The sequence below is a fragment of the Candidatus Methylomirabilota bacterium genome, assembly GCA_035315345.1.
Classification (GTDB): Bacteria; Methylomirabilota; Methylomirabilia; order Rokubacteriales; family CSP1-6; genus CAMLFJ01.
In genome coordinates, this window is record DATFYA010000083.1 from 18,867 (window position 1) to 45,064 (window position 26,198).

Sequence of the window (26,198 nt, forward strand, 5' to 3'; positions counted from 1 at the left end):
CGACTCCTTGTGGATGGCCGAATGAGCAGCGGCGTCGGAGGTTCAAGCGACGTGCCATCGGGCGTCGCGCTCGGCGCGCCATGCCGCGCGCGAGTTGCGCGAAACTTCGGGGGACGGCGGGGGCGACGCGGGAAGTTCTACTCGGTTGTTTCTACCGCGACGCCCGGATCGTCGCGGCGCGCTCCAGATCGTGAACGAATCGCCGGCGCTCCGCTTCGCGATCCTCGCGATCCGGGATTCTCAGGATCGCCGAGGGATGAACGGTCACGAGCGTGCGGAAGCCGTCGGGCGACTCGAGAGCCGCCCCGCGGCTGGCGCGAATCGTGACGCGCTTCCGGAGCACCGCGCTCGCCGCGGTCACGCCCAGGCAGACCACCACCGCCGGGCGGAGCAGCCAGAGCTCCTGCTGGAGCCAGGGACGACAGGCCTCGATTTCGCTCTGGTTGGGCTTGTCGTGGATGCGCCGCTTGCCGCCGCTCTTGTCCTTCGTCCACTTGAAATGCTTGACCGCGTTGGTGACATAGATCCGCCGGCGGTCCAGCCCGGCCTCCGACAGCGCCTCGTCGAGCAGCCGGCCGGCGGGCCCCACGAAGGGCCGACCGGCCAGGTCCTCCTCGTGACCGGGCTGCTCGCCGACCAGCACGATCTCGGCCCGCGCCGCCCCTTCGCCGAAGACGGTCTGCGTCGCACGCTTGTAAAGATCGCACGCGGTACAGGAGGCGGCCGCCCGCCTCAGATCGTCCAGCGTGGACTTGCGCATGGCCCCCACCGCCGCACGGCTCGTGCCAAGGCCGCGAGGGGGGCGCGAGGCCGAGGGCCGGATCGAGTCGGGGGCGTCGTGATGACTCGGTACGGCCGCTCCGCTATAATGCGAGCCGTTGCCGACAGGCGAACCGCGGAAGGAGAGCTCCCGATGAAGCCGCTCGTCGTGCTCGGAGGGCCCATCCACCCCGATGGGATGAAGCAGCTCGAGGCGGAAGCCCGGGTGGTGGTCACCAGCGCCGAGACCGAGGCCGGGATGATCGCGGCCGCGAGGGAGGCCGAGGGCATCCTGTTCCGGTCCAAGCCCGACTGCAGCCGCTCGCTCATGGCCGCCTGCCCGAAGCTCAAGGTCGTGGGCCGGCACGGGGTCGGCCTCGACATCGTGGACCTGCCCGCGGCGACCGAGCTGGGGGTCGCGGTGGTGCACGCCCCGGGGTCGAACTCCAACTCGGTCGCCGAGCACGCCATCATGCTGATGCTGGCCTGCGCCAAGCAGGCGGTGGTGGTGGACCAGCGCACGCGCAAGGCCGACTGGGGCAAGGCCCGCTGGGACGGCCTGCTCGAGATGAACGGCAAGACCCTCGGCATCATCGGGGTGGGCAACATCGGGCGGCGGGTGGCCCGCACCGCGAACGCCCTGGGCATGCGGGTGATCGGCTACGACAAGTACGTGCCCGCCGACGAGGTGCGCAACCGGGGCGTCGAGCCGATGCCGGACATGGCCTCGCTCTTGCGGCAGGCCGACGTGATCACTTGCCACACCCCGCATACGAAGGAGACGCACCACATGATCGACGCCGCCGCGGTCGCGCAGATGAAGGACGGCGTGATCTTCGTCAATACGTCCCGGGGCAAGACGCAGGACGAGGACGCGCTGGTGTCCGGGCTCGAGAGCGGCAAGATCCGCGCGGCGGGCATCGACGTGTTCGAGGAGGAGCCGGCGTCGTCGGACAACCGGCTGTTCCAGCTCGAGAACGTCATCGTATCGCCCCACATCGCGGGGGTGACCCGCGAGACGATGCGGGGCATGGCCCTGCAGGTGACCGCCGAGATGCTCCGCGTGCTGCGCGGCGAGAAGCCGCACGTGCTCGCCAACCCCGATCTGTGGCCCCGGCTCGGGCACCTCACGTAGACTGGGCATCAAGACTGAAGCAGGGGAGAACGACGCCATGCCGATCGACGCGCGCCATCCGAAGGAGATCCGGGCCGACATCCGGGCCGGCCGACTGAATGCGGTGACCGCCGGGCTCGCGCCCGGCTTCGTGCAGGCCAACCTGGCGGTGCTGCCGAAGGAGCAGGCGTACGATTTCCTGCTCTTCTGTCAGCGCAACCCGCGCCCGTGCCCCCTCATCGAGGTGACCGACGTCGGCTCCCCCGAGCCGGTGGCGGTGGCCCCCGGTGCAGATCTGCGGACGGACCTGCCGCGGTATCGGATCTACAAGGACGGCGTCCTGGCCGACGAGGTGACCGACGTCACCCCGTTCTGGCGTGACGACCTCGTCGCGTTCCTGCTCGGGTGCTCGTTCACCTTCGAGTGGGCCCTGCTCGACGCGGGCATCCCGATGCGGCACATCGACGAGGGCAAGAACGTGGCGATGTGGAAGACCTCCATCGCGTGTCGCCCGGCCGGCCGGTTCCACGGCCCGATGGTGGTGTCGATGCGGCCCATCCCCACCGGGATGATCTCCAAGGCGGTGACCGCCTCCGCGCGCTTTCCCAGCGCGCACGGCGCCCCGGTGCACGTGGGCGATCCCTCCGTGCTCGGCATCGCCGATGTGAACAAGCCCGACTGGGGCGACTCGGTGGGCGTGCGCCCCGGCGAAGTGCCGGTGTTCTGGGCGTGCGGGGTGACGCCTCAGGCGGTGGCGCTGGCCTCCAAGCCTGCGTTCATGATCACCCACAGCCCGGGGCACATGTTCATCACCGACCTGCCGAACCACGCGCTCGCCGCGATTTGATCGCTCGCTCGCGGTGACGATCTGGCCCGAGCCGCGGCTCCTGCCGTGCGGCGACCGCGCGGTGTCCGTCGAGCTGGGTGAGGAGATCGACCGGGAGCTGAACGCCCGGGTCCTCGCGCTCGAGTACCTCTTGCAGCAGGCGCACCTGCCCGGGGTCGGGGAGACGGTGCCGAGCTATCGCGCCCTCCTCGTCTACTACGATCCGCTGGTGATCGGCTACGACGCGCTCACCGCCCGCCTGCGCGAGCTGTGGGCGCGCGCGCGCCCCGACGTGCTGCCGCCCGCGCGCACGGTGGAGCTGCCGTGCTGCTACGAGGCCGAGATGGGCTTCGAGCTGGGGCCCGCCGCCGAGAAGCTTGGGCTCTCGCCCGACGAGCTGGTGCGGATGCACGCGGCCGCCGAGTACTACATCTATTTCGTGGGTTTCACGCCCGGGCTGCCCTACATGACCGGCATGCCCGGCCGGCTCACCATCCCGCGCCTGACGAACCCGCGGACCAAGACGCCGCCGGGCAGCGTGGCCATCGGCGGCATCCAGTGCTGCATCTATTCGATCGAGAGTCCCGGCGGGTTCTGGGTGCTGGGGCGGACGCCGGTGCGGCTCTACGATCCCACCGCGGCGGACCCGATCCTGCTGCGCGCGGGCGATCACGTGCGCTTCCGCGCGATCGACCGCGCCGAGTTCGACGCGATCGCGGCCGCCGTCGACGCGGGGCGGTTCACGCCGCGGATCGACACGGCATGAGCGACCTCCTCGTCCAGGACGGCGGGCCGCTCACCACCATCCAGGACCTGGGGCGCTTCGGCCATCTGAGGGTCGGCATTCCCACGTCGGGGCCGATGGACCGCGAGGCCTTCGTGCTCGCCAATCGCCTGGTCGGCAACGACGACAACGCGGCCGGGCTCGAGTGCACGCTCCTGGGCCCGCGCCTCGAGTTCACGGACGCGCGCGTCGTCGCCATCACCGGCGCCGACATGGCGCCGACCCTGAACGGCGCGCCGGCGCCGACGTGGGAGAGCCTGGCCGTGCAGGCGGGCGACGTGCTCCGTCTCGGGCCGGTGCGCCGCGGCGTGCGGACCTACGTGGCGGTCGCCGGCGGCATCCAGACGCCGCTCGTCCTCGAGTCGCGGGCCACGTATCCGCGCGGGCGTCTCGGCGGGCTCGAGGGCCGCGCCCTGCGCAAGGGCGACCGGCTGGCGCTGGGCCGCGCGGTCGCGTCATCGGCGCGTCGGGTCCGCCCCGATCGGATCCCCGCGTATCCGGCAGACGCCGAGGTCGCGGTGATCCTCGGGCCGCAGGAGGATCGCTTCACCCGCGCGGGCGTCGACGCGTTCCTCACCGGGCCGTACGAGATCTTGCCGCAGAGCGATCGCATGGGGGCCCGGCTCAAGGGGCCGTTCATCGAGCACACCCGCGGCCACGACATCATCTCGGACGGCGTCCCGATGGGCGGCGTGCAGGTCATCGGCGAGGGCCAGCCGATCGTGCTGCTCGCGGATCGGCAGTCCGCCGGCGGCTACACCAAGATCGCCACCGTGTGCTCGTTCGACCTGGGCCGGATCGGGCAGGTCAAGCCGGGCGGCCGCCTGCGTTTCCGACGCGTGACAGTCGCCGAGGCTCATGCGATGCTTCGGGACAGCCGCCGGACCCTGGATACCGCCATCGAATAGGAGGAGCCCCCATGACTCATGAGACGCTCGAGCGCGCGATCACCGACTTCCAGGCGAAGACTCCCCGCTCCCGGCAGCTCTTCGAGGAAGCGCTCCGCGTCATGCCGGGCGGCAACAGCCGCACCACCACCTTCTTCGACCCGTACCCGTTCTACATCACCCGCGGCGAGGGCGCGCGCGTCTGGGACGCCGACGGGGTCGAGCGGCTCGACTTCAACGGCAACTACACGAGCCTGATCCTGGGCCACGCCAACCCGCAGGTGGTCAAGGCGATCCAGGACGCGGCGGCGCACGGGATGTCGTTCCCGGGGCCGAGCGAGCACGAGATCCGGCTGGCCGAGATCCTGACCTCGCGCATTCCGGGCCTGGAGGTGGTGCGGTTCGCCAACTCGGGCACCGAGGCGACCATGCACGCGGTGCGGGTGGCCCGCGCGTACCGGGGTCGCGCGAAGATCGCGAAGTTCGAGGGCGCCTACCACGGCACCCACGACTGGGTGCTGGTGAGCGTGGCCCCGGATCCGGCCTCCGCCGGCTCGCGCAAGCGGCCGAAGTCGGTGGCGTGGTCCGCCGGGGTGCCGCCGGTGGTCATGAAGCACGTGGTGACGCTGCCGTGGAACGACGCGGACGCCTGCGAGAAGATCCTCGAGAAGCAGGCGGGCGACATCGCCGCGGTGATCGTCGACCCGCTCTTTGCGAACGCGGGCATGATTTCGCCGCGCGAGGGCTTCCTCGAGAAGCTGCGCGAGGTCACCCAGCGCCTGGACATCCTCCTGATCTTCGACGAGGTCATCTCGTTCCGGGTGGGCCGTGGCGGCGCGCAGGAGCGCTTCGGCATCCGACCGGACCTCACCACGCTGGGCAAGATCATCGGCGGCGGCCTCGCGGTCGGCGCCTTCGGCGGGCGCGCCGACGTCATGAACCCCTACGATCCGCGCGACGGCAAGGGCCGCATCAACCACGGCGGTACCTTCAACGCGAACCCGCTCACCATGGCGGGCGGCATCGCCACCATGGAGCAGCTCACCCCCGACGCGTATGCGCGTCTCGAGGCGCTTGGAGACCGGCTGCGGGACGGGGTACGCCGCCTCCTCCGCAAGAAGGGCTACGCGGGGCAGATCACCGGCGTAGGCTCGCTCTTCTGGATCCACCACACGAAGAAGAAGCTCGGCGACTACCGCTCGGCGCGCCCGGAGGACCCGACCGCGCCCGCGCGCACCTTCCTCGGGCTGGTCAACGAGGGCGTGCTGCTCTCCCAGCGCGGGCTCGGCGCCTGCTCCCTGGCCATGGCCGACGCCGACGTCGACCGCTTCGTGGAGACGCTCGGCCGGGTGCTCGAGTAGGGCGGCGATGACCTCCCTTGCCCCTCTTTCAAATGCGCTCGCCTCGCCTTCGGCTGCGGCTCGCAAAACGATCGACCTCAACTGCGACATGGGCGAGTCGTACGGGCGCTGGACGCTCGGAGCCGACGAGGCCATCATGCCGTTCATCACCTCGGCCAACGTGGCGTGCGGCTTCCACGGCGGCGATCCCCACATCATGCGTCGGACCGTCGAGCTGGCCCTCGCCCACGGGGTGGCGATCGGCGCGCATCCCTCGCTGCCCGACCTGATGGGCTTCGGCCGCCGCCAGATGGACGTGAGCGCGCGCGAGCTGCAGGACTGCTTCTGCTACCAGACCGGAGCGCTGCGCGAGATCGCCCGGGCCGCCGGCGCCGCGCTCCAGCACATGAAGCCCCACGGGATCCTCCCCAGCATGATGGAGCGCGACGAGGCGCTGGCCGCCGCGGCCGGCCGGGCGGCGATCGACTCCGGTCTCATCCTGATGACCATGGGGTCCGGCCGCTACGACGCGACCTGCCGGAAGATGGGCGCGCGGGTCGCCTCCGAGGGCTTCGCCGATCGCGCCTACACGGTGGACGGCACGCTCGTGTCGCGCAAGCTCGCCGGCTCGCTGATCACCGACCCCGCCAGGGCGGCGGCCCAGGCGGTGCAGCTGGCGATGCACGGCACGGTGCGCACCATCGACGGCGTGGACATCGACGTCTCGGTGCAGACCATCTGCTGCCACGGCGACACGCCCGGGGCGGAAAAAATCGTTCGCTCGGTCCGCGAGGCCCTGGAGAAGGCGGGCTGTCAGATCAAGCCGCTGCGCGACTGGCTGCCCGCGCAGTGATGGGCGGCCGCACCGCGCTCGTCCTCCTGGCCGCGGCGCTCGCGCTCGCCGGCTGTGCCACCACGAAGCGGGTGGTGCACGTGGGGAAGCTGCCGCCGACCACCGCGGTCCAGGACCAGTCCGAGACCCGGCACCGTCTCGATGCCATCGATTGCAAGGCGGAGATGGGCGTGGCCACCAACTACAACGGCGACGATTCGCCCCTGGCAAATGCGCTCCGGAACATCTTCGTCCTCGGCACGAGCGGCGCCGCCCTGGGCGGTCTCGTGACCGGGCTGCCGGCCTCGACCGAGTCGACGGCCACCGAGGGGCTGATCGCCGGCGCCGGCGCGGGCGCCATCGCGGGCGGCGCGCTCGGCCTCGACGGGCGCGGCCGCTTCGAGCGGGCGTACGTCGCCTGCATGCAGAGCCGCGGCTACCGCGTCGTTGCGACCCCAGAGGGCATCCAGTAAGATGAGGCGGCCCGAGCCGATCTCTTGATGACGGACGCTGCGTCCACCGGCCCGCTCAAGCGCACCCCGCTGCGTGACGTCCACGTCAAGGCGGGCGCCAAGATGGTTCCCTTCGGGGGCTGGGACATGCCGGTGCAGTACACCGGCATCATCGACGAGCACCGGACGGTGCGTCGCGCGGTCGGCCTCTTCGACATCAGCCACATGGGTGAGTTCGAGGTTCGCGGGCCGGACGCCCTCGCCGCGGTCCAGCGCCTCTGCACCAACGACGCCTCCACGCTCGAGATCGGCCAGGTGCAGTACGCGGCCCTCTGCTATCCGGAGGGCGGCATCGTGGACGACCTCACGATCTACAAGATGGGCGCCGACCGGTTCATGCTGGTGGTCAACGCCTCGAACATCGACAAGGACTGGGCGTGGGTGACGTCGCACAGCGTGGGACGGGCCGAGTGGAAGAACGTCAGCGACGAGACCGCGCTGCTCGCGGTGCAGGGGCCGCGCGCCGAGGGGCTGGTCGGCCGTCTCGCCGATCGCGACGTGACCGGCATCGCCTATTACCACTTCGCCACCGGCGCGGTGGCCGGCGTGCCCGCGGTGATCTCGCGCACCGGCTACACCGGCGAGGACGGCTTCGAGCTGTACGTCGCGGCCCCGCAGGCGGAGCGGCTCTGGTCGGCTCTCATCGAGGCGGGCCGCCCCGACGGGCTGCAGCCGATCGGCCTGGGCGCGCGCGATACCCTGCGCCTCGAGATGAAGTACGCGCTCTACGGCAACGACATCGACCAGACCACGAACCCCCTCGAGGCGGGCCTCGGCTGGGTGGTGAAGCCCGCCAAGGGCGAGTTCATCGGCCGTGAGGCCATCGAGGCGCTCCGCGCCCGCGGAGTGGCCCGGCGCCTCGTCGGCTTCGAGATGGCCGAGCGCGCGGTCCCGCGCCACGGCTACCGGTTGATGGCCGGCGGCGCGCCCGTCGGCGTCGTCACCTCGGGCTCGTTCGGCCCGTCGGTGGAGCGCTCGATCGGGATGGGCTACGTCCCGTCCGCGCAGGCCGCGGTCGGCAGCGAGCTGGCGGTCGAGATCCGGGGCGCGACCCACGCGGCCCGCGTGGTGAAGACGCCCTTCCATCCCTCGCACACCAAGAAGGCCTAGGAGAAGTCGATGGCGAACGTTCCGGCGGAGCTCAAGTACACGCGCGAGCACGAATGGGCCAAGGTGGACGGCGACCGCGCCCGCATCGGCATCACCGCGTTCGCCCAGGAGCAGCTCGGCGACGTGGTCTTCGTCGAGCTGCCCAAGGTGGGCGCGAAGGTCACCGCGATGAAGACGTTCGGAGTGGTGGAATCGGTGAAGGCGGTCTCCGATCTCTTCGCGCCGGTCTCGGGCGAGGTGGTGGAGGTCAACGACGCGCTGCCCAAGAGCCCCGAGCTGGTGAATACCGATCCCTACGGGAAGGGCTGGATGCTGGTGATCCGCATGGCCAACCCGAAGGACGTCGACGGGCTCCTGAGCGCGGCCGACTACCAGAAGCTCACCGCCGACGGCGCGCACTAGGCCGGAAAGGCAGCCCGCATGCGCTACATCTCCAACACTCCCGCCCAGCAGAAGGAGATGCTGGCGGCCATCGGCGCCTCCTCCATCGAGGACCTGCTGGTCCGCATCCCGACCAAGGCCCGGCTCTCGCGTCCGCTCAACCTGCCGCGCGCGATGGCCGAGACCGAGCTGGTCCGGCACCTGCAGCGCATGGCCGGGCTCAACGCGGGCGCCGACGAGTATGCCTGTTTCCTCGGGGCGGGCTCCTACGACCACGCGATCCCCAGCCCCATCAACCACCTGATCTCCCGCGGCGAGTTCTTCACCGCCTACACCCCGTACCAGCCGGAAGCCAGCCAGGGGACTCTGCGCTCGATCTTCGAGTACCAGACCATGATGGCAGAGCTCTGCGGCATGGACGTGGCGAACGCGTCGATCTACGACGGCGCCTCCTCGCTGGCCGAGGCCACCCTGATGGCCCATGCCACGACCGGGCGCGACACCCTGATGATCTCGCGCGGGGTGAACCCGCTCTACCGCCAGGTGGTCGAGACCTACGTCGAAGGCCCCGGGCTCAAGATCAAGTCCGCGCCGCTCGGCGACGGGGTCACCGACCCCGACGCGCTCCGCAAGACGCTCTCTCCGCACAGCGCGGCGGTGGTGATCCAGTACCCGAACTTCTTCGGCTGCCTCGAGGAGGTGCGCGCGGTCGCCGACATCGCGCACGAGGCGGGCGCGCTGCTGATCGTGGTCGCCGAACCCGTCAATCTCGGCCTGCTGACGCCCCCGGGCGCCTGCGGCGCCGATATCGTGGTCGGCGAGGGACAGGGCCTGGGCGTCCCCATGAGCTTCGGCGGCCCGAACCTCGGGGTCTTCGCGGTCAAGCAAGAGCTGGTGCGGCGCATGCCGGGGCGTCTGGTCGGCGCCACCGTGGACGTCGACGGCCAGCGCGGCTTCGTCCTGACGCTCCAGACCCGCGAGCAGCACATCCGCCGCGAGAAGGCCACCTCGAACATCTGCACCAACGTGGCGCTCTGCGCACTGATGGCCACCATCTACGTCTCGATCCTGGGCAAGCGCGGGCTGCGGAAGGTGGGCGAGCTGTCCACCGCGAAGGCCCACTACGCGGCGCGCGAGCTGACCAAGGTCCCGGGGGTGTCGCTGCGCTTCGGCGCGCCCTTCTTCAAGGAGTTCACGCTCAAGGTCCCGAAGTCCCCGGAGCGGGTGATCAAGCGACTGATGAAGGACCGGCTCCTCGCCGGGGTGCCGCTCAAGGGATTCGACCGCGCCTACAAGGACTGCCTGCTGGTCGCGGTGACCGAGAAGCGGACCAAGGAAGAGATCGACGCCTACGCGGCGGCGCTGGCCGCGGCGGTCGCCTGAGGCCGCCATGCACACCGCAAAGGCGTCCTACGACAAGGTGATCTTCGAGCTGTCCTCGCCCGGCCGCTTCGCCTACTCGCTGCCCGAGAGCGACGTGCCGGACGGCGATCCGGCCGCGCTGCTGCCCAGGCACCACGTCCGGGAGACCGCGGCCGAGCTGCCCGAGGTCTCGGAAGTCGACGTGATCCGCCACTACTCGCGCCTGTCGCAGATGAACTACGGGGTGGACACGCACTTCTACCCGCTCGGCTCGTGCACCATGAAGTACAACCCGAAGATCAACGAGGACATGGCCCGCCTCGGCGGCTTCGCGCGCCTGCACCCGCTGGCCCCCGAGGCGGCGAGCCAGGGGGCGCTCGGGCTCATGTGGGAGCTGGCCCGCGACCTGGCGGAGATCTCCGGGATGGACGAAGTCTCGCTCCAGCCGGCGGCCGGGGCTCAGGGCGAGCTGGCCGGGGTGCTGATGATCCGCGCCTATCACCTCGCGCGCGGCGAGCGCCGCCACAAGGTGCTGATCCCGGACTCCGCGCACGGCACGAATCCCGCGTCCACCGCGCTGGCCGGCTTTGCGGTCGTGGAGCTACGGTCGGAAGCCAACGGCGACGTGGACCTGGCCGACCTCGAGCGGCATCTCGACGAGGACGTGGCCGCGTTCATGATCACCCAGCCCAACACGCTCGGGCTCTTCGAGTCGAAGATCTTCCAGATCACCGAGATGTGTCACGCCAAGGGCGTGCAGGTGTACATGGACGGCGCCAACTTCAACGCCATCCTCGGCATCACGCGTCCCGGTGATCTCGGCTTCGACGTCTGCCACTTCAACCTGCACAAGACGTTCACCACCCCGCACGGCGGCGGCGGGCCCGGCTCGGGGCCGGTGGGCATCAAGGCGCACCTCGCCCCGTTCCTGCCCGCGCCGGTCGTGGTCAAGCGTGACGATGCGGGCGCGGGAGCGTACGCGCTCGACTGGAGCCGGCCCCAGTCCATCGGCAAGCTGCAGGCCTTCTGGGGCAACTTCGGCATGCTCGTGCGGGCCTATGCCTACATTCGCACCATGGGGCCCGACGGGCTCCGCTCGGTCTCCGAGAACGCGGTGCTCAACGCCAACTACATCCTGAAGCGCCTCGAGGACGACTACGACCGCTCGGCCCCCGGCCCGTGCATGCACGAGTGCGTGCTCTCGGCGCGCCGGCAGAAGAAGCTCGGGGTCACCGCGATGGACATCGCCAAGCGGCTCCTCGACCTGGGCTTCTACGCCCCGTCCACGTACTTCCCGCTGATCGTCGAGGAGGCGCTCATGATCGAGCCGACCGAGACGGAGTCCAAGGAGACGCTCGATCAGTTCTGCGACGCCATGATCCAGATCGCCCGCGAGGCCGAGACGAGCCCCGACGTGATCCACCAGGCGCCGCTGACCACTCCGGTGCGCCGGCTCGACCAGACGCGGGCCGCGCGCCAGCCCGTGCTGAGGTGGCGTCCCGCCCGATGACCCTCGCGCCGCGCCGAAGCACCCTCTCCCCTCAGGGGAGAGGGCAGGGTGAGGGGTGATCGTCCAATGGCCGCTCCCTTCCGCCTCCTGGTGACCGAGCCGCTCGACGGGGCACTCAACATGGCCCTGGACGAATCGCTCCTCCGCGGCCGGCTCGCGGGCGCCACCCCGCCCACGCTGCGATTCTTCGCCTGGCAGCCCCCGACGATCTCGCTGGGCTACGGCCAGCCGCTCGACGCGCGCATCGACGAGGCCGCGGCCTCGTCGCTCGGTATCGGGCTCGTCCGCCGGCCGACCGGCGGCAGCGCGATCCTGCACGAGGGGCCCGACCTCGAGCTGACCTACAGCGTGGTGGCCGCGACCGGCGACTTCGAGGGCGCCGGCGACCTCCTGCAGACCTATCAGTGGATCGGCCGCGCGCTCGCCGCCGGCATCAACCGCATCGGGGCGCCCGTCGAGATGGTGCCGGTGCAGCCGTCGGATCCCGCTGCGATGCCCACGTTCTGCTTCGCCCGCACCGGGTCCTACGAGCTGGAGATCGGCGGGCTCAAGATCGTCGGCAGCGCCCAGCGCCGGCAGGGCACCGGCTTCCTCCAGCACGGCTCGCTGATGCTGGGGGCCGCGCCGGATCGGCTCCGCCGCGTGTTTCCCACCGAGCGCGATCCGCTGGCCGGCATGACCACGCTCGAGGCCGTGCTCGGTCGGCGGCCGTCGTTCGAGGAGAGCCTGGCCGCGCTGGCCGACGGATTCCGCGCGGTGCACGGCCTCGATCTCTCTCCGGGCGGCCTTTCCGCCGAGGAGATGGACCGGGCCGAGGCCCTCGTCCGTGACAAGTACGCCACCCTGCGATGGACGCGGGCCGGCCGCGCGCCGGTGGTGGCCACCGCGATCGGATGACCTTCGCGCGCGAGTACCCGGACGCCCCGCGCGTCGGCGTGGGCGCGGTCATCCTGGACGGTGACCGCGTGCTCCTGGTCAAGCGCGGGCAGCCGCCGTCTCAGGGCAAGTGGAGCGTCCCGGGCGGTCTGGTGCACCTGGGCGAGCGGATCGAGGACGCGCTGCGCCGCGAGGTCATGGAAGAATGCGGCGTGGCGGTGCGGCTGCTCGGCCTGTGCGGAGTCATCGACCGGGTGCGGCTGGCCTCGATCAACGGATCGGAGTCCGAGCGCGTGCACTACCACTACGTGATCATCGACTACGTGGCCGCCATCGAATCGGGCGTGCCGCGAGCTGGCAGTGACGCCGCGGAGGTACGCTGGGTACCTATCGCGGACCTGGACCGTTACGACACCACCGACGGGCTCGCGGCCATGGTGCACCGGGCCGTGATCGTCGGTCAGGGAGGCTGAACACGATGGATCTGGCGCTCGAGACCCGGAAGCCCGCGGACGCACGCGCGGATGTGCTCGTGCTGGGCCGGTACGCGGACGACCGTCGACCGCCCGCCGAGATCACCGCGGTGGATCGCGCCCTGGACGGACTGCTCACCCGCGCGCTCGCGAGCGAGAAGTTCGAGGGCAAGCCCGGGCAGATCTCCTACGTGCACACCGGCGGCAAGCTGCCCGCCGAGCGGGTCCTCGTGGTGGGGCTCGGGCCGCACCGGCGCGACGGCCGCTCGCGCGGCGACGCCGAGCCGGTGCGCCGGGCCGCGGCGGCCGCGGTGCGGCGCGCGCGCGACCTGGGGGCGGCCAGCATCGCGGTCTTCATGCCGCCCGACGGCCTGTCGCCGCGTGACCGCGCCCAGGCGGTGGTCGAGGGGGCGTGGCTCGGCACCTATCGCTTCGAGAAGTACCTGAAGGAGAAGAACAGCAAGGCGGTCCGGTCCCTGACCCTGCTGGAGCCGGATCGCCGCAGCGCGGCCGGCGCGCGCGAGGGTCTGCGGTTCGGCCGCATCTGGGCGGAGGCCACCTGCCTGACCCGCGATCTGGTCAACGAGCCGGCCAACGTGGTGACGCCGACCTTCCTGGCCGGCCGCGCGGGCGAGATCGCCAAGGAAGGCGGGCTCACGCTCAAGGTTCTCGAGCGCGACGACTGCGCGACGATGGGCATGGGCGCCTACATCGGAGTGGCCCAGGGCAGCCAGGAGCCGCCGAAGTTCATCCACCTCACCTACAAGCCGAAGGGCCGCGCGCGCCGGCGGGTGGTGATCATCGGCAAGGGCATCACCTTCGACTCGGGCGGGCTCGACCTCAAGACCGCCGACGGCATGCTGCGCATGAAGGACGACATGGCGGGCGCCGCCGCGGTGCTGGGCCTCTTCCAGGCGCTGCCCCGTCTGAAGCCGCGGGTCGAGGTGCACGGGCTGATCGCGGCGACCGAGAACATGCCCTCGGGGACCGCCCAGCGGCCGGGCGACATCGTGCGCGCGATGAACGGGCTCACGGTGGAGATCGGCAACACCGACGCGGAGGGTCGGCTGACCCTCGCCGACGCGCTGTCGTACGCGGTCAAGCACATCGAGCCCGACGAGATGATCGACATGGCCACCCTGACCGGGGCGGTGGTCATCGCCCTGGGCCAGGGGGTGTCCGGCCTCATGGCGAGCAGCGACGGCCTGGCCGCGCGGGTGCTCGGCGCCGCGGACGTGGCCGGCGAGCGGACGTGGCGGCTGCCGCTGCACGACGAGTACAAGGACGGCCTCAAGAGCGACGTGGCCGATCTCAACAACATCTCGAGCCAGCGGGGCGCCGGGGCGATCGTGGCCGCGCTCTTCATGCGCGAGTTCACCGGGGGAGTGCCGTGGGCCCATCTCGACATCGCGGGCACCGCGTTCACCGAGCGCGAGCTGCCCCTGGGGCCGAAGGGCGGCACCGGCGTGACGGTGCGCACGCTGCTCGCCTACGTCGCCGCGCTCGACGGCCGGCGGTAGCGCGAGCCGGTCCGTGGGCGGCGGCGTCGACCTCCACACCCACACCGTCGCCTCGGACGGCACGTATCGCCCGAGCGAGCTGGTGGCGGAGGCGGCGCGCCGCGGGGTGCGGGTGCTGGCGATCACCGACCACGACTCCACCGACGGCCTCGCCGAGGCCATCGCGACCGCGCGCGCCCACCCGCCGCTGACCATCGTGCCGGGCATCGAGATCAATTGCGACGTCGAGGGCGCCGAGATCCACGTCCTCGGCTACGGCATGGAGTACGAGGCCGCGTGGTTCCAGGAGTTCTGTCTCGCCCAGCGAGCAGACCGGCGCGCGCGCGTGCACCGGACCGCCGAGCGGCTCGCCGCGCTGGGGCTGCCCATCGACGTCGAGCGCGTGTTCGCGCTGGTACAGGAGGGCTCGGCCGGGCGCCCCCACGTCGCCCGGGTCATGGTCGAGCGCGGCTACGTCAAGACGGTGCGCGAGGCCTTCGACCGGTATCTGGCCTCGGGCAAGCCGGCCCACGTGCCGCGGCGGAAGCTCACACCGGAGGACGCGGTGCGGCTCCTGCGCCGCGCGGGCGGCGTGCCGGTCTTCGCCCATCCCGGCCTCGCCGAGCGCGACGAGCTGATCCCCTCGATGGTGGAGGCCGGGCTCATGGGCATCGAGTGCTACTACTCGGAGCACTCCCCCGCGCAGCGCGGGACCTACCTGGATCTCTGTCGCCGGTACGATCTCGTCGCCACCGGCGGATCCGACTTCCACGGCCCGGCGGTGCGGGCGGCCACGCTGGGGCATCCCACCGTCCCGCTCGCCACGTGGGACGCCCTGCAGGCGAAGGTGGCGCAGGCGCGCGCCTCCCGTCCCGCCTGACCCGCCCCCTTTCACCTGCCGGCCGTTCCGGAGGAAGTTCCCACAAAGGCGACGGCCGCCCCCTGGCACCTTGAGGTGGAGGAGCCGAATGGACCTGGAAGGGCTGGTCGAGCGGTCCCGCGGGGGTGACCTCGATGCGTTCGCCGAGGTCACCCGCCGCTTTCAGCAGATGGCATTCGGCTATGCGCTGGCGCTTCTGCGGGATCTGCCCCAGGCGGAAGACGTCGTCCAGGAAGCGTTCGTCGCCGCATGGTTCGGGCTCTCGACGCTGGCAGACCCCGCCGCGTTTCCCGGCTGGTTCCGCGGGATCGTCCGCCACCAGGCCCACCGCCTCCTCCGGCAGAAGCACCTCGACGCGCTACCCCTGAGTGACGCGCTGGCCGTGGCGACCGAGGAGGTGGGCCCCGACCGGAGGCTCGAGCACGAGCAGCGCGTCGCCACCGTTCTGGACTCGATCGGTCGACTACCCGCCGCCCTGCGCGAGGTCGTGACGCTGTTCTACGTGCACCAGTGCACGCAGCAGGACATTGCCACCTTCCTGGGTCTTCCGGTGACGACGGTCAACAACCGACTGCACGCCGCCCGCGCGCAGCTCAAGCGGAGGACCCTGACGATGGTAAAGGACACGCTGGAGGCGCACCGGCTTCCTGACGACTTTGCCGCCCGGATCGGACGCATCGTGCGGGCGCGAGATGGAGTGTGCGAGGTGCTCTTCGATCCGACCCGGCTGCCCGATCCGCTCACCGAGCTCACGGTGAGCGACCAGGCACAGCGCCGGTCCGTGAGGGTGCAGGTGGTCCAGCTGCTCAAGGACGGCGTGGTGCGCTGCGTGCCGCTTTCACCGAGCGACGGCCTGACTCCGGGAATGACGGTGTTGAGCTCCGGCAAGCGAACCGAAGGGCTGATGAGTCGCGAGGCGCTCGACGGTGCCGTGCGCCTCCTGCCCGGGCCGGCGGCCGACGTGGCGCGGCTCCCGGAGGTGCTGGAGACCGGCATCAAGGTCATCGACGTCCTGTGTCCGCTGGTCCGCGGTGGCACCGTGTCGATCGCGGGCGAGTATCGCGCGGGCACCGTCGTGGTAGTCGAGGAGCTGTGCTGGCGCCTGCGCTCGGCGGCCGGCGGGGTGTCGATCTTCGCGTTCGTGCCACCCGGCCCCAGCAGCACGTCGTTCCAGGAGGTGTGGGAGAAGGAAGGGTACACCGGCGGCACCCTCGGAGCCGTCCAGACGTTCTACTTCGCCGGGGAGGAGGAGTGGAGGCCCGAACAGGTATCTCGCCTGCCGGAGGTTGATGTGCTCATCCGCCTGTCGCGGGCGCTGGCCGACGTCCGCATCTATCCGACGGTCGACGCGCTGGTCTCACGCTCCCGCCTGTTCGAGGCGGCTCCGACGGAGGCGGCGCCCGCCGAGATCGCGGGGCGGGTCCGACGCCTCCTCTCGATGGCGGCGAGTGCCAATCCCGCCGCGATCGTGCCGCCCGCAGGAGTGACCGAGCTCGAGCCCCGTCGGGCGCGGAAGATGTGGCTCTTCTTCGCGCAGCCATTCTTCGTGGCCGAGCCATACACGAAGCGGCCCGGTGTTTTCGTGAGCCGGGCGGAGGCGCTGCGCGGGTGCCGCGAGATCCTCGACGGCATGCACGACGACATCCCCGACGAGGCGTTCTACTTCACGGGCGGGATCGACGACGTCCTGGCCCGCGCGGCGCGATCGTCCTCCGATCCTCAGCCCGCGTAGGCGGGAAACAGGCGGGCGAAGATCTCGGGATCGGTGCGCGAGCGGAAATAGGTCATCTGCCGGGCCGAGTAGTCGGCGCCGGCGCGGAAAACGATGGCCGCCGTCGCCAGCACCGCGCCGTCCGCGCCGATCAGCGCGCCGTGCGTGCGCCAGAACGTGCGCCGCCGGTCCACCGGCGTCACCGCGTCGAAGCGGCCGCCCGCGAGCAGCGGGCCGGCCACCGCCACATCCGGACGCGGCAGCGTGAGGCGGATGCGATTGGTGAGGCCGCCCTCCTGGCTGACGAGGGCGCCCAGCCACCACGCGATCTCGTCGAGGATCACCGCGGCCAGCGCGGGCTCGAGGCGCCCGTCGGGCCGCTGCCAGGGCGGACGCGGCTCGAAGCGCGCCCAGACGCCGTGCCGATCGAAGCGCAGGCCCAGCCGCAGGCCGAGCGGATTGTCGGCGCCGCAGGCCAGACACTGTTCCGAGCGCGGCATCGGCCAGCCGTCGGCGTCGCTCGCCGGGCGAAGTGACGGCGGAGCCTCGTCGGAGGCGACCGCCCACTCGTCCGGCGCGGTGATCGTGGCCGAGGTGAGCAGCTGACCGCGCTCGAGAATGGTCACGCCCACCGCGGAGCCCTCGGCGTGGCCCTCCAGATCGAGCGCGCGCTCGATCGGCACCGACGAGGTCAGGCGCGCCTCGATGCGACGCGGGCGCTCGTCCGCCGCGAGCGCGCGCGCCGCGCGGTCGAGCAGGGCCGCGAGCGCGCCGCCGTGGACGATCCCGGGCCAGCTCTGCAGCGCGGCGGGCGCGAGGAGCCGGCCGCGCCCGACGGTCTGCCATTGCGCCGCCGCGCTCATCACCTCGGCGACGCGCGGGGCGAGCGCGGACGCGTCGGACCGCGTGCTATACTCGCGTGGATTCATGCCGCCGGCCATTCTACTGTCGCGGTCGATTCCCTCGCAACGCGCGTGACCGGTTCCGCCCTCGAGCTCCTGACCCATGGTCCGTTCGCCCGGATCATGCTCACCAACTTCCTCTTCTTCGGCGCCCTGAACGGCTTCCTCCTGCTGCCGCTGTACATTCACGGGCTCGGCGGCGACGAGGCGGATATCGGACTGGTGCAGGGCCTCTACAGCGCGGCCGGCATCGTCTGCCAGCCGGTGGTGGGCGCGCTGATCGACTATCTCGGCCGGCGCTTCTTCATGCGGCTGGGCAGCGCGCTGCTGGTCGTCTCCTGCGCGCTCTTCGTGGTGTCGAGCCCGCTGCCGCTGCTCGGCACGCTGCGCGCGCTCCAGGGGGTGGCCTTCTCCGCGTTCTTCGTCTCCAACTACATCCACGTGGTGGAGATGGTCCCGGTGGAGCGGCGCGGGTGGGCCCTGGGCATCTTCGGCCTCTCCGGGCTCGTGTCCACGTCGCTGGCCCCGCTGTTCGGCGAGCTCATGATCCGCCGCTTCGGCTTTCCCACCTTCTTCGCATCGGCCGCGGTCATCGCGGCGGCCGCCGCCGCCTCGTCGTGGAGCGTGCGGGACGTGCGCCCGGCCGCCCTCGGGGCGCGGCCCGGCCTGCAGGTCATCCAGGAGGGCCTGCTCGAGGTGCGGCACATGCACATGGCGCTGGGGTTCTTCTTCGGCCTCGGCACCGGCACGGTCTTCACGTTCCTGCCCACCTTCGGCGAGGTGCTGGGCGTCACCAGCGTCGGGCTGTTCTACACCGCCTACGCGGTGGCCGCGATGCTGGTGCGCGTGCTGGGCGGAACCCTGATCGACGTGCGCGGCCGCCGCGCGGTCATCATCCCGTGCATGTTCGTGCAGGCCGCCGCGACCGGCATCATCGCGGTGGTGGCCCTGCTGTTCCGTCCCGCCCTCGGGCTGCCGGTGCTGCCGTTCCTGTTCCTCGCCGGGTTCCTGGCCGGCGGCGCGCACGGCTTCCTGTACCCCGCGATGTCGGCGCTGCTCATGGACGTGACGCCGGAGCGGCGGCGCGGCAGCGCGGTGGGCATCTTCAGCTCGGTGATCCTCGTCGGCAACACCACCGGCGCGATCGCCTTCGGCTACGTGGCCCACGGGCTCGGCTACTCGGCGATGTGGACCGCGCTCACCCTGCTGCTGGTGATCGGCTCGCTGCTGAGCACGCGACTGCGCGTGGGCTACGCGGCGGCCGCGCCCGCGCCCGCCGCCTCCTGACGCTCGCGCGGTTGACACGCCCCGGAGCGCGGGCCGATACTGCTCGCACGTTGCGTCCGGGAGGTCCGACATGGCCAGGCTCCGCCCATTCCGTCGCGTCGTGCTGCTGCTCGCGCTCGGGCTCCTGCTCGCGGGCGCTCGAGAACCGAGCGAGATCGCCCCGCCCGCCGGGAGCGCGGCGCAGGAGGTCAGCGTGGTCGGTGTCTTCAGTGATCCGCGGGGCCAGCACGGGGTGCTGCTGGAGAGCAAGCGCGACAAGCAGCGGCGCTTCCTGATGGTGATCGGCGCGGCCGAGGCCACCGCGATCGCGGTTCCCCTCGAGCACATCACGCCGCCGCGGCCGCTCACCCACGACCTGTTCCTGACCCTGTTCGGCCGGCTCCAGGTCGCGGTGTCGAAGGTGGTGATCACCGACCTGCGCAACAACACCTACTACGCCACCCTGTACCTGACGGTGGGGGGCAGTCCGATGGAGCTGGACTCGCGGCCGTCCGACGCGATCGCCCTCGCCATCCGGGCCAAGGCGCCCGTCTTCGCGGAGGAGCGCGTGTTCGAGAAGGCCGATCGCGTGCCGAGCCCCGGCGCGGGCGAGCGGATCTAGGCGCGTGGCCCCCGATTCTCCGCGCGACGGCGTCCCGGTCCCCGCGTCCGTCGACGCCGACGGGCAGCAGTGGGCGATCCAGCGCCGCATCGGCGAGATCTTCAGCAAGCTCGGGGAGAAGCTCGCCGAGCTGACCGGGCGCGTCGACGTGCAGGTCAAGCCCGAGACGTCGTTCGACGACATCGGCGGGCTCGCCGAGGCCAAGGGCCTCGTGCGCAACTTCATCACCGCGCTCACCGATCCCGAGCTGTACCGCACGTGGGGGATCATCCCGCCCAAGGGCATGCTGCTCTACGGCTCGCCCGGCACCGGCAAGACGCTGCTGGCCCGGGCCCTGGCCACCGAGGCGGGCGCGGTCTTCTATCACCTGAATCTCGGCACCCTGACCTCGAAGTTCGGGCCCAACACCGGCGAGCTGCTCCAGGAGGTGCTGGGCCTGGCCAGGGAGCAGGGCAAGGGCGTGGTGCTGCTCGATCACGCCGAGGCGCTCGGCCTCGAGCACCTGCTGCCGCCCGCCCAGGCGCGCGAGGCGGGCGCGCGCATCGTGGCCGCTCTGTGCGAGCGGATCGACACCCTCGACGACTTCTCCCGCCTGGTGATCATCGCGGCCACCGCGCGGATCGACGCGGTGGATCCCTCGCTGGTCGCCCCGGGACGCCTGGATCACCTGGTGGAGGTGCCGCTGCCCGACGGGGCCGCGCAGCAGCAGATCCTGGCCCTGGCGCGGTTACGGGCCGAGCACCACGCGGGCCGGCCGCTGGTGGCCGAGCTGGACTACCGCGTGCTGCTGCCGCCGATGGGGGGCATGAGCGGTGGGGAGATCCGGGACATCCTCCGCCGCGCGCTGGAGGAGAAGGTGCACGCCGCCGGGCAGGGGCTGGAGCCGGGCCTCGTCACCACCCAGGACCTCCTCCGCCAGGTCGACGTCTATCGCCGCATCCGCGCGGTGGTCGAGAAGATTCGCTACGGGCAGTACCTCTAGATCGGGGTCAGGTCTTACATTCCGACATTTCCGCCCCGCGAGGCCTCGTCGGCCAGCGAGAAAATGTCGGAATGTAAGACCTGACCCCGGCCGTCTGGTAACATCCGCGTCGATGCCCTCGGTGACGCATCTGCGCGTGCGCTACAAGGACACCGACACGATGTCGGTCGTCTACTACGGGAACTATCTCACCTACTTCGAGGTCGGCCGCGTGGAATACCTGCGCGGCTGCGGCTGGCCGATGTCCCGAGTGAACGAGCGCGTGCACCTGCCGGTGGTGGAGGCGTACGTGAAGTACGTCAAGCCGGCCCGCCTCGACGACCTGCTCGAGATCACCTCACGGGTGAGCGAGCGCCGGCGGGCCAGCTTCCGCTTCACCTACGAGATCCGGAACGAAGCCCGGGAGTCGGTGGCCACCGGATTCACGCGACACGCGTGCTGGAATCCGGCCACCGCCCAGATGATTCCCATCCCCGATTGGCTCAAGGAGATCATGCCCGATGCCGACCTCGACCCCGTCCCGACCCGCGGCTGAGCGGGCGCCCCGCCCGATCGCCGACATCGCCCGCGATCTCGGCCTGGGCACCGAGGAGTGGATGCCCTACGGCCGCGACAAGGCGAAGGTGCACGTGGACGCCCTCGCGGCCCGCCGCGATCGCCCCGACGGGAAGCTCGTGGTGGTCTCCTCGATCACCCCGACGCCGGCCGGCGACGGCAAGACCACCATGACCATCGGGCTCGGGCAGGCGCTCTGGCGCATCGGGTCCCGCCCGGTCATCGCGCTGCGCGAGCCGTCGATCGGACCCACGCTCGGCATGAAGGGCGGCGGCACCGGCGGCGGTCGCGCGCAGGTGGTGCCGATGGACGACATCAACCTGCACTTCACCGGTGACTTCCACGCGATCACCTCCGCCCACAACCTTCTCGCCGCCGCCATCGACAATCACGTCCACCACGGCAACCCGCTCGGCATCGACGTGCGCCAGGTCGCGTGGAAGCGGATCCTCGACGTCAACGACCGCGCCCTGCGCAACGTGGTGGTCGGCCTCGGCGGGCGGATGGACGGGGTGCCGCGCGAGGCGGGCTTCCTCATCACCTCGGCGTCCGAGATCATGGCCGCCCTCTGCCTGGCCGAGGACCTGATGGATCTCAAGCAGCGGCTGGGCCGCATGCTGGTCGCGCTGACCGCCGCCGGCAAGCCGGTGACCGCCGAGGCGCTCGGGGTGACCGGGGCGATGGCCGCGCTCCTGCGCGACGCGATCCATCCCAACCTCGTGCAGACCATGGAGGGCACGCCGGCCCTGGTGCACGGCGGGCCCTTCGCCAACATCGCCCACGGCTGCAACTCGGTGCTGGCCACCCGCCTGGCCCTCAAGCTGGGCGACATCTGCCTCACCGAGGCCGGCTTTGCCACCGATCTCGGGGCCGAGAAGTTCTTCGACATCAAGTGCCGCCTGGCCGGCCTCAAGCCCGACGCGGCCCTGATCGTGGCCACCGCGCGGGCGCTCAAGTACCACGGGGGCGTGCCGGTGCCGGAGCTGGACCGCGAGAACGTGGCCGCGCTCACCGCCGGCCTCGACAACCTCGAGGCCCACGTGGAGGCGGTGCGCCAGTTCAAGGTGCCGGTGCTGATCGGGCTGAACCGCTACCCGTCGGATACCGAGCGGGAGTACGCGGCGGTGACGGAGCGCTGCGCCCGACTCGGGGTGGAGGCGCACGTGGCCGACGTGTTCGGGCGGGGCGGGGAGGGGGGCGAGGCGCTGGCCCACGGCCTCCTCGCGCTCCTGGGCCGGGAGCGCTCCGCGTTCCAGCCGCTCTACTCCCTCGACGATCCGATCACCGTGAAGCTCGACACGATCGCCCGCCGCGTCTACGGCGCCGACGGTGTCGAATACCCCAAGCGGGTGGAGCGCCAGATCGCCCAGGCCGAGAGTCTCGGCTACGGGAGGCTGCCGATCTGCGTGGCCAAGACCCAGCGCTCGCTCTCCGACGATCCGACGCTCCTGAACCGGCCGCGCGGGTTCAAGATCACGGTCAACGACGTGCGCATCTCGGCGGGCGCCGGGTTCCTCGTCGCGATCACCGGCGACATCACCACGATGCCGGGCCTCCCGCGGCGGCCCAACGCGGAAAAGGTGGACGTGACTCCGGCGGGCGTCATCACCGGGCTCTTCTGAGCCGCGTGATATACTGACCGACGGTTCCGGCGGAAACCGGACCGCATCCATGATCCAGGTCGACAATCTCACGAAGCGCTACGGGCTGGTCGAGGCCATCCACGACGTGTCGTTCAGCGTGGACAAGGGCCGCATCGTGGGCTTTCTCGGGCCCAACGGCGCGGGCAAGTCCACCACCATGAAGATCCTGTCGTGCTTCATGCCCGCGAGCGGCGGCACCGCGACGGTGGCCGGCTTCGACGTGTTCTCCCAGTCCCTCGAGGTGCGTCGGCGCATCGGCTACCTACCCGAGAACGCGCCGCTCTATCCCGACCTGTCGGTCGCCTCGTACCTCGACTTCGTGGCCGAGATCAAGGGGGTGGGGCGCGCCGCGCGGCGGGGGCGGGTGGCCGACGTGATGGAGCGCTGCTTCATCACCGACATGCAGAACCGTCTCATCGGCAAGCTCTCCAAGGGCTATCGCCAGCGGGTGGGGCTGGCCCAGGCGCTCCTGGGCGATCCGGAGGTGCTGATCCTCGACGAGCCGACCATCGGGCTCGATCCGCGCCAGATCGCCGAGATCCGCGCGCTGATCCGCTCGCTGGCCGGCCAGCACACCGTGATCCTGTCCACTCACATCCTGCCCGAGGTCTCGATGGTCTGCGACGGCGTCATCATCATCAATCGTGGACGCATCGTGGCCCAGGGCACCGAGTCCGACCTGGTCCGCCAGGCCTTCCCCTCCGCGCGGATCGAGGTGCGGGTGGCCGGCGCCACCGGCGACGTGGCGGGCGCGCTGCGCGCGGTGCCGGGAGTGGTGGGCATCGAGCCGCTGGCCTCTCGCGACGGCGCGGTGGGCTTCCTGGTGGAGGCGGAACGCGACCGCGACGTGCGGCCGGATCTGGTGCGGCTCGTCACCGGCAAGGGCTGGGCCCTCCAGGAGCTGCACCAGGTCGGCATGAGTCTGGAGGAGGTATTCATCCGGGTCGTCGCGGGTGAGCAGGACTCGGTGGAGGTGATCGCCACCGAGGAGGCGCGCTGATGGGCTGGCTGCCCATCTTCAAGAAGGAGATGCGGCTGTACTTCGGCTCGCCGGTCGCCTACGTGGTCTTCACCTTCTTCCTGCTCATCTCCGGCTGGTTCTTCAGCCAGATCTTCCTGTTCTACAGCGACGCGTCGATGCGCTCGTTCATGCAGCCGCAGTTCGGCCAGAACCTCAACGTGATCGAGAACGTGATGCGCCCGCTGTTCACCAACATGAGCGTGGTGCTCCTGTTCTTCATCCCGATGCTGACCATGCGCCTCTTCGCCGAGGAGAAGCGCTCCGGCACCATCGAGCTGCTGCTGACCTATCCGGTGCGCGACGGCGAGGTGCTCGCCGGCAAGTACCTGGCCTCCCTGGCCCTCTTCGCCCTGCTGCTCGTTCTGACCCTGCTCTATCCGGGCCTGGTCGCCTACTTCACCAAGGTGGAGTGGGGGCCGATCTTGAGCGGCTATCTCGGGCTGCTCCTGACCGGCGCGGTATTCCTGGCCGTCGGCGTCCTGGTCTCCTCGATGACCGAGAACCAGATCGTGGCCGGCTTCGGCACGTTCGGCATCCTGCTCGCGTTCTGGATCGTGGGATGGGGCGCCGAGTTCGCGGGCGGCACCCTGCGCGGCGTGCTCCAGTACCTCTCGATCGGCGATCACCTCGACGGCTTCACCCGCGGGCTCATCGACACCAAGGACCTCGTGTACTACGTGAGCGGGGTGGCGCTCGCGCTGTTCCTCACCCTGCGCTCCCTCGACTCGAAGCGATGGAAGGGCTAGCCTCGTGGACGTGATCCGATGGGCCTGATCAAGCGCCACGCGGTGTCCGCCGCGGTCGTGTGCCTGCTGGTGGCCGCGGGCCTCTGGCTCTTCTATCCGGGAGTGCCGGCGCGCTGGGTGTTCCTGGCCGCGGGGGTGGCCTTCCTGCTCCTCTCGCTGATCCTGAACGCGCGCGAGGCGCAGACCGCGATGGGCACCCGCACCGTGCGCTACGGCACCGGCGCGGCGGTGATGGCCCTGCTCGCCTTGGGCATCGTGGTGGCGGCCAATGCGATCTCGTTCCGCCACAACACGCGCTGGGACCTCACCGAGAACAAGCGCAACAGCGTCTCGCCCCAGACCATCCAGGTGCTGCGCACCCTCAAGTCGCCGGTGAGCGCCATCGCGTTCTTCCGATCGGATACCCCGGGCAAGAAGACCGCCGAGGACCTGCTCGCCCAGTACGCGACCTACTCGGGCGGCAAGTTCACGTGGCGGCTCGAGGACACCGACCGGGCGCCCGCCCTCGCGCGCCAGTACGGCGTGGAGAGCTATGGCACCGTGGTGCTCGAGGGCGGCCCGCCCGGCCAGGTCCGCACCGAGAAGGTGCTGGACGCCGAGGAGGAGAAGCTGACCAACGCGATCGTGAAGGTGACCCGCGCGGGCAAGCGGGTGATCTACGTGGTGAAGGGCCACGGCGAGCGGGAGATCGGAGCCACCGACCGCGGGGGGTTCAGCCAGGCCAAGGAGCAGATGGAGAAGGCGAATTACGAGGTGAAGGAGCTGTTCCTGGCCCGCGATCCCAAGATTCCCGACGATGCCAGCATCGTGATGGTGCCCGCGCCCAAGACCGACCTCTTCCCGCAGGAGCTGGCCGCCCTGGACGGCTACATCGGGAAGGCCGGCAAGGTCTTCTACATGTCGGGCCCGTTCCAGGCCGACGCGACGGTCAAGCACCTGAGCAAGTACGGGGTGGTGGTGGACGACGACGTGGTGATCGAGCTGAACCCGCTCGGTCAGCTGTTCGGGGTGGGGCCGCTGGTGCCGGTGGTCGGGCAGTACGATCCGCATCCCATCACCAAGGACATGGGCGGGATCATGACCCTGTTCCCGCTCACCCGCTCGGTGGCTCCGGCCAAGTCCATGCCCAAGGGCGTGCAGGCCTCGCCGCTGGCGCAGACCAGCCGCCAGTCCTGGGGCGAGACCGACAAGACGGTCTTCCAGACCGGCAAGGCGACCCCGGATCCGAGCGAGAAGACGGGGCCGCTGTCGGTGGCGGTGGTGGCCACGGTGGACGTGCCGGGAGAGCCCAAGGCCGACGCGGGCGAGGGCGCGAAGAAGCCGGCCCCGAAGGCCCGCATCGTGGTGGTGGGCACCGCCGACTTCGCGGACAACCAGTTCCTGGGTGCGCAGGGCAACCGCGACTTCTTCCTCAACGTGGTGTCGTGGCTCGCGGAGGAGGAGGATCTCATCTCCATCCGCGCCAAGGATCCGAAGCAGAATCCGGTGGTGCTGACCTCCGCGCAATCCAATCTGGTCCTGGGGCTGCCGCTCCTGGTCCTGCCGGGAGCCGTGCTGATCTGTGGCATCGCGGTGGTCATGCAGCGGCGCCGCGCGCGCTAGCCC

At 70.9% G+C, this 26,198-nt stretch carries 26 protein-coding genes; 24 read left to right on the forward strand and 2 right to left on the reverse strand.

All coding sequences use genetic code 11. From position 1 onward, the window contains the following. Positions 1-151 precede the first annotated feature (151 nt). Entirely contained in the window at positions 152-760 is a 609-nt protein-coding gene (locus VKN16_10295) for a UdgX family uracil-DNA binding protein (protein HME94593.1), read from the reverse strand. Between the two features lie 153 nt (positions 761-913). Here VKN16_10295 and VKN16_10300 point away from each other — a divergent pair, with 153 nt between their 5' ends. The 16 genes from VKN16_10300 (at position 914) to VKN16_10375 (ending at position 16,877) form a co-directional block, all read left to right on the forward strand. Beyond that, positions 914-1,894 carry a hydroxyacid dehydrogenase gene (locus VKN16_10300; GenBank protein ID HME94594.1) on the forward strand — a complete coding sequence of 327 codons (981 nt, stop codon included), beginning with the start codon at positions 914-916 and terminating at the stop codon, positions 1,892-1,894. A gap of 37 nt (positions 1,895-1,931) precedes the next feature. Further along, positions 1,932-2,720 (forward strand): putative hydro-lyase, encoded by a 789-nt coding sequence (locus VKN16_10305; protein ID HME94595.1) that lies wholly within the window; start codon positions 1,932-1,934, stop codon positions 2,718-2,720. A gap of 13 nt (positions 2,721-2,733) precedes the next feature. Further along, complete coding sequence (pxpB, locus tag VKN16_10310) at positions 2,734-3,465, forward strand: 5-oxoprolinase subunit PxpB (GenBank protein HME94596.1); 732 nt, start codon at positions 2,734-2,736, stop codon at positions 3,463-3,465. Then, the gene (locus VKN16_10315; protein HME94597.1) at positions 3,462-4,391 is read left to right on the forward strand and encodes a biotin-dependent carboxyltransferase family protein; all 930 of its coding nucleotides are present in this window, start codon (positions 3,462-3,464) and stop codon (positions 4,389-4,391) included. The genes pxpB and VKN16_10315 overlap by 4 nt, the downstream gene beginning before the upstream one ends. Before the next feature lie 11 nt (positions 4,392-4,402). Beyond that, on the forward strand, positions 4,403-5,731 hold the full coding sequence (locus VKN16_10320; GenBank protein HME94598.1) for an aspartate aminotransferase family protein: 1,329 nt from the start codon (positions 4,403-4,405) through the stop codon (positions 5,729-5,731). 7 nt (positions 5,732-5,738) lie between these two features. Continuing rightward, positions 5,739-6,563, forward strand: coding sequence for a 5-oxoprolinase subunit PxpA (locus tag VKN16_10325; GenBank protein HME94599.1), 825 nt, complete (start codon positions 5,739-5,741; stop codon positions 6,561-6,563). Then, positions 6,563-7,015, forward strand: coding sequence for a hypothetical protein (locus VKN16_10330; GenBank protein HME94600.1), 453 nt, complete (start codon positions 6,563-6,565; stop codon positions 7,013-7,015). Before VKN16_10325 ends, VKN16_10330 begins: the two co-directional genes overlap by 1 nt. Positions 7,016-7,042: 27 nt before the next feature. Continuing rightward, positions 7,043-8,164, forward strand: a complete 1,122-nt coding sequence (gcvT, locus tag VKN16_10335; GenBank protein ID HME94601.1) for a glycine cleavage system aminomethyltransferase GcvT — start codon at positions 7,043-7,045, stop codon at positions 8,162-8,164. Between the two features lie 9 nt (positions 8,165-8,173). Further along, positions 8,174-8,566 (forward strand): glycine cleavage system protein GcvH, encoded by a 393-nt coding sequence (gcvH, locus tag VKN16_10340; GenBank protein ID HME94602.1) that lies wholly within the window; start codon positions 8,174-8,176, stop codon positions 8,564-8,566. An 18-nt stretch (positions 8,567-8,584) separates the two neighbouring features. After that, entirely contained in the window at positions 8,585-9,928 is a 1,344-nt protein-coding gene (gene gcvPA / locus VKN16_10345; protein HME94603.1) for an aminomethyl-transferring glycine dehydrogenase subunit GcvPA, read from the forward strand. A 7-nt stretch (positions 9,929-9,935) separates the two neighbouring features. Beyond that, complete coding sequence (gene gcvPB / locus VKN16_10350) at positions 9,936-11,417, forward strand: aminomethyl-transferring glycine dehydrogenase subunit GcvPB (protein HME94604.1); 1,482 nt, start codon at positions 9,936-9,938, stop codon at positions 11,415-11,417. Between the two features lie 66 nt (positions 11,418-11,483). Beyond that, on the forward strand, positions 11,484-12,314 hold the full coding sequence (locus VKN16_10355; protein ID HME94605.1) for a biotin/lipoate A/B protein ligase family protein: 831 nt from the start codon (positions 11,484-11,486) through the stop codon (positions 12,312-12,314). Further along, positions 12,311-12,766 carry an NUDIX hydrolase gene (locus VKN16_10360; GenBank protein ID HME94606.1) on the forward strand — a complete coding sequence of 152 codons (456 nt, stop codon included), beginning with the start codon at positions 12,311-12,313 and terminating at the stop codon, positions 12,764-12,766. Before VKN16_10355 ends, VKN16_10360 begins: the two co-directional genes overlap by 4 nt. 5 nt (positions 12,767-12,771) lie before the next feature. After that, entirely contained in the window at positions 12,772-14,286 is a 1,515-nt protein-coding gene (locus VKN16_10365; protein HME94607.1) for a leucyl aminopeptidase, read from the forward strand. A 13-nt stretch (positions 14,287-14,299) separates the two neighbouring features. Then, on the forward strand, positions 14,300-15,145 hold the full coding sequence (locus tag VKN16_10370) for a PHP domain-containing protein (protein HME94608.1): 846 nt from the start codon (positions 14,300-14,302) through the stop codon (positions 15,143-15,145). Positions 15,146-15,233: 88 nt separating this feature from the next. Next, positions 15,234-16,877 carry a sigma-70 family RNA polymerase sigma factor gene (locus tag VKN16_10375; GenBank protein HME94609.1) on the forward strand — a complete coding sequence of 548 codons (1,644 nt, stop codon included), beginning with the start codon at positions 15,234-15,236 and terminating at the stop codon, positions 16,875-16,877. Here VKN16_10375 and VKN16_10380 read toward each other — a convergent pair. Then, on the reverse strand, positions 16,865-17,785 hold the full coding sequence (locus VKN16_10380; GenBank protein HME94610.1) for a hypothetical protein: 921 nt from the start codon (positions 17,783-17,785) through the stop codon (positions 16,865-16,867). The two genes, VKN16_10375 and VKN16_10380, sit on opposite strands and share 13 nt — an antisense overlap. 45 nt (positions 17,786-17,830) lie before the next feature. Here VKN16_10380 and VKN16_10385 point away from each other — a divergent pair, with 45 nt between their 5' ends. The 8 genes from VKN16_10385 to VKN16_10420 all read left to right on the forward strand — a co-directional run bounded on the left by VKN16_10385 (position 17,831) and on the right by VKN16_10420 (position 26,195). Continuing rightward, a complete protein-coding gene (locus tag VKN16_10385) occupies positions 17,831-19,045 on the forward strand; it encodes an MFS transporter (GenBank protein HME94611.1) in 1,215 nt (404 codons plus the stop codon). A gap of 70 nt (positions 19,046-19,115) precedes the next feature. Beyond that, positions 19,116-19,646, forward strand: coding sequence for a bifunctional nuclease family protein (locus VKN16_10390; protein HME94612.1), 531 nt, complete (start codon positions 19,116-19,118; stop codon positions 19,644-19,646). 4 nt (positions 19,647-19,650) lie between these two features. Next, entirely contained in the window at positions 19,651-20,628 is a 978-nt protein-coding gene (locus VKN16_10395) for an ATP-binding protein (GenBank protein HME94613.1), read from the forward strand. A gap of 121 nt (positions 20,629-20,749) precedes the next feature. Beyond that, on the forward strand, positions 20,750-21,163 hold the full coding sequence (locus tag VKN16_10400) for a thioesterase family protein (protein ID HME94614.1): 414 nt from the start codon (positions 20,750-20,752) through the stop codon (positions 21,161-21,163). After that, the gene (locus tag VKN16_10405) at positions 21,129-22,805 is read left to right on the forward strand and encodes a formate--tetrahydrofolate ligase (protein HME94615.1); all 1,677 of its coding nucleotides are present in this window, start codon (positions 21,129-21,131) and stop codon (positions 22,803-22,805) included. Before VKN16_10400 ends, VKN16_10405 begins: the two co-directional genes overlap by 35 nt. Before the next feature lie 49 nt (positions 22,806-22,854). Further along, the gene (locus tag VKN16_10410) at positions 22,855-23,826 is read left to right on the forward strand and encodes an ATP-binding cassette domain-containing protein (GenBank protein ID HME94616.1); all 972 of its coding nucleotides are present in this window, start codon (positions 22,855-22,857) and stop codon (positions 23,824-23,826) included. Beyond that, a complete protein-coding gene (locus VKN16_10415; protein HME94617.1) occupies positions 23,826-24,593 on the forward strand; it encodes an ABC transporter permease subunit in 768 nt (255 codons plus the stop codon). Before VKN16_10410 ends, VKN16_10415 begins: the two co-directional genes overlap by 1 nt. Before the next feature lie 18 nt (positions 24,594-24,611). Then, positions 24,612-26,195 (forward strand): Gldg family protein, encoded by a 1,584-nt coding sequence (locus VKN16_10420; protein HME94618.1) that lies wholly within the window; start codon positions 24,612-24,614, stop codon positions 26,193-26,195. The last annotated feature ends 3 nt before the right edge of the window (positions 26,196-26,198 follow it).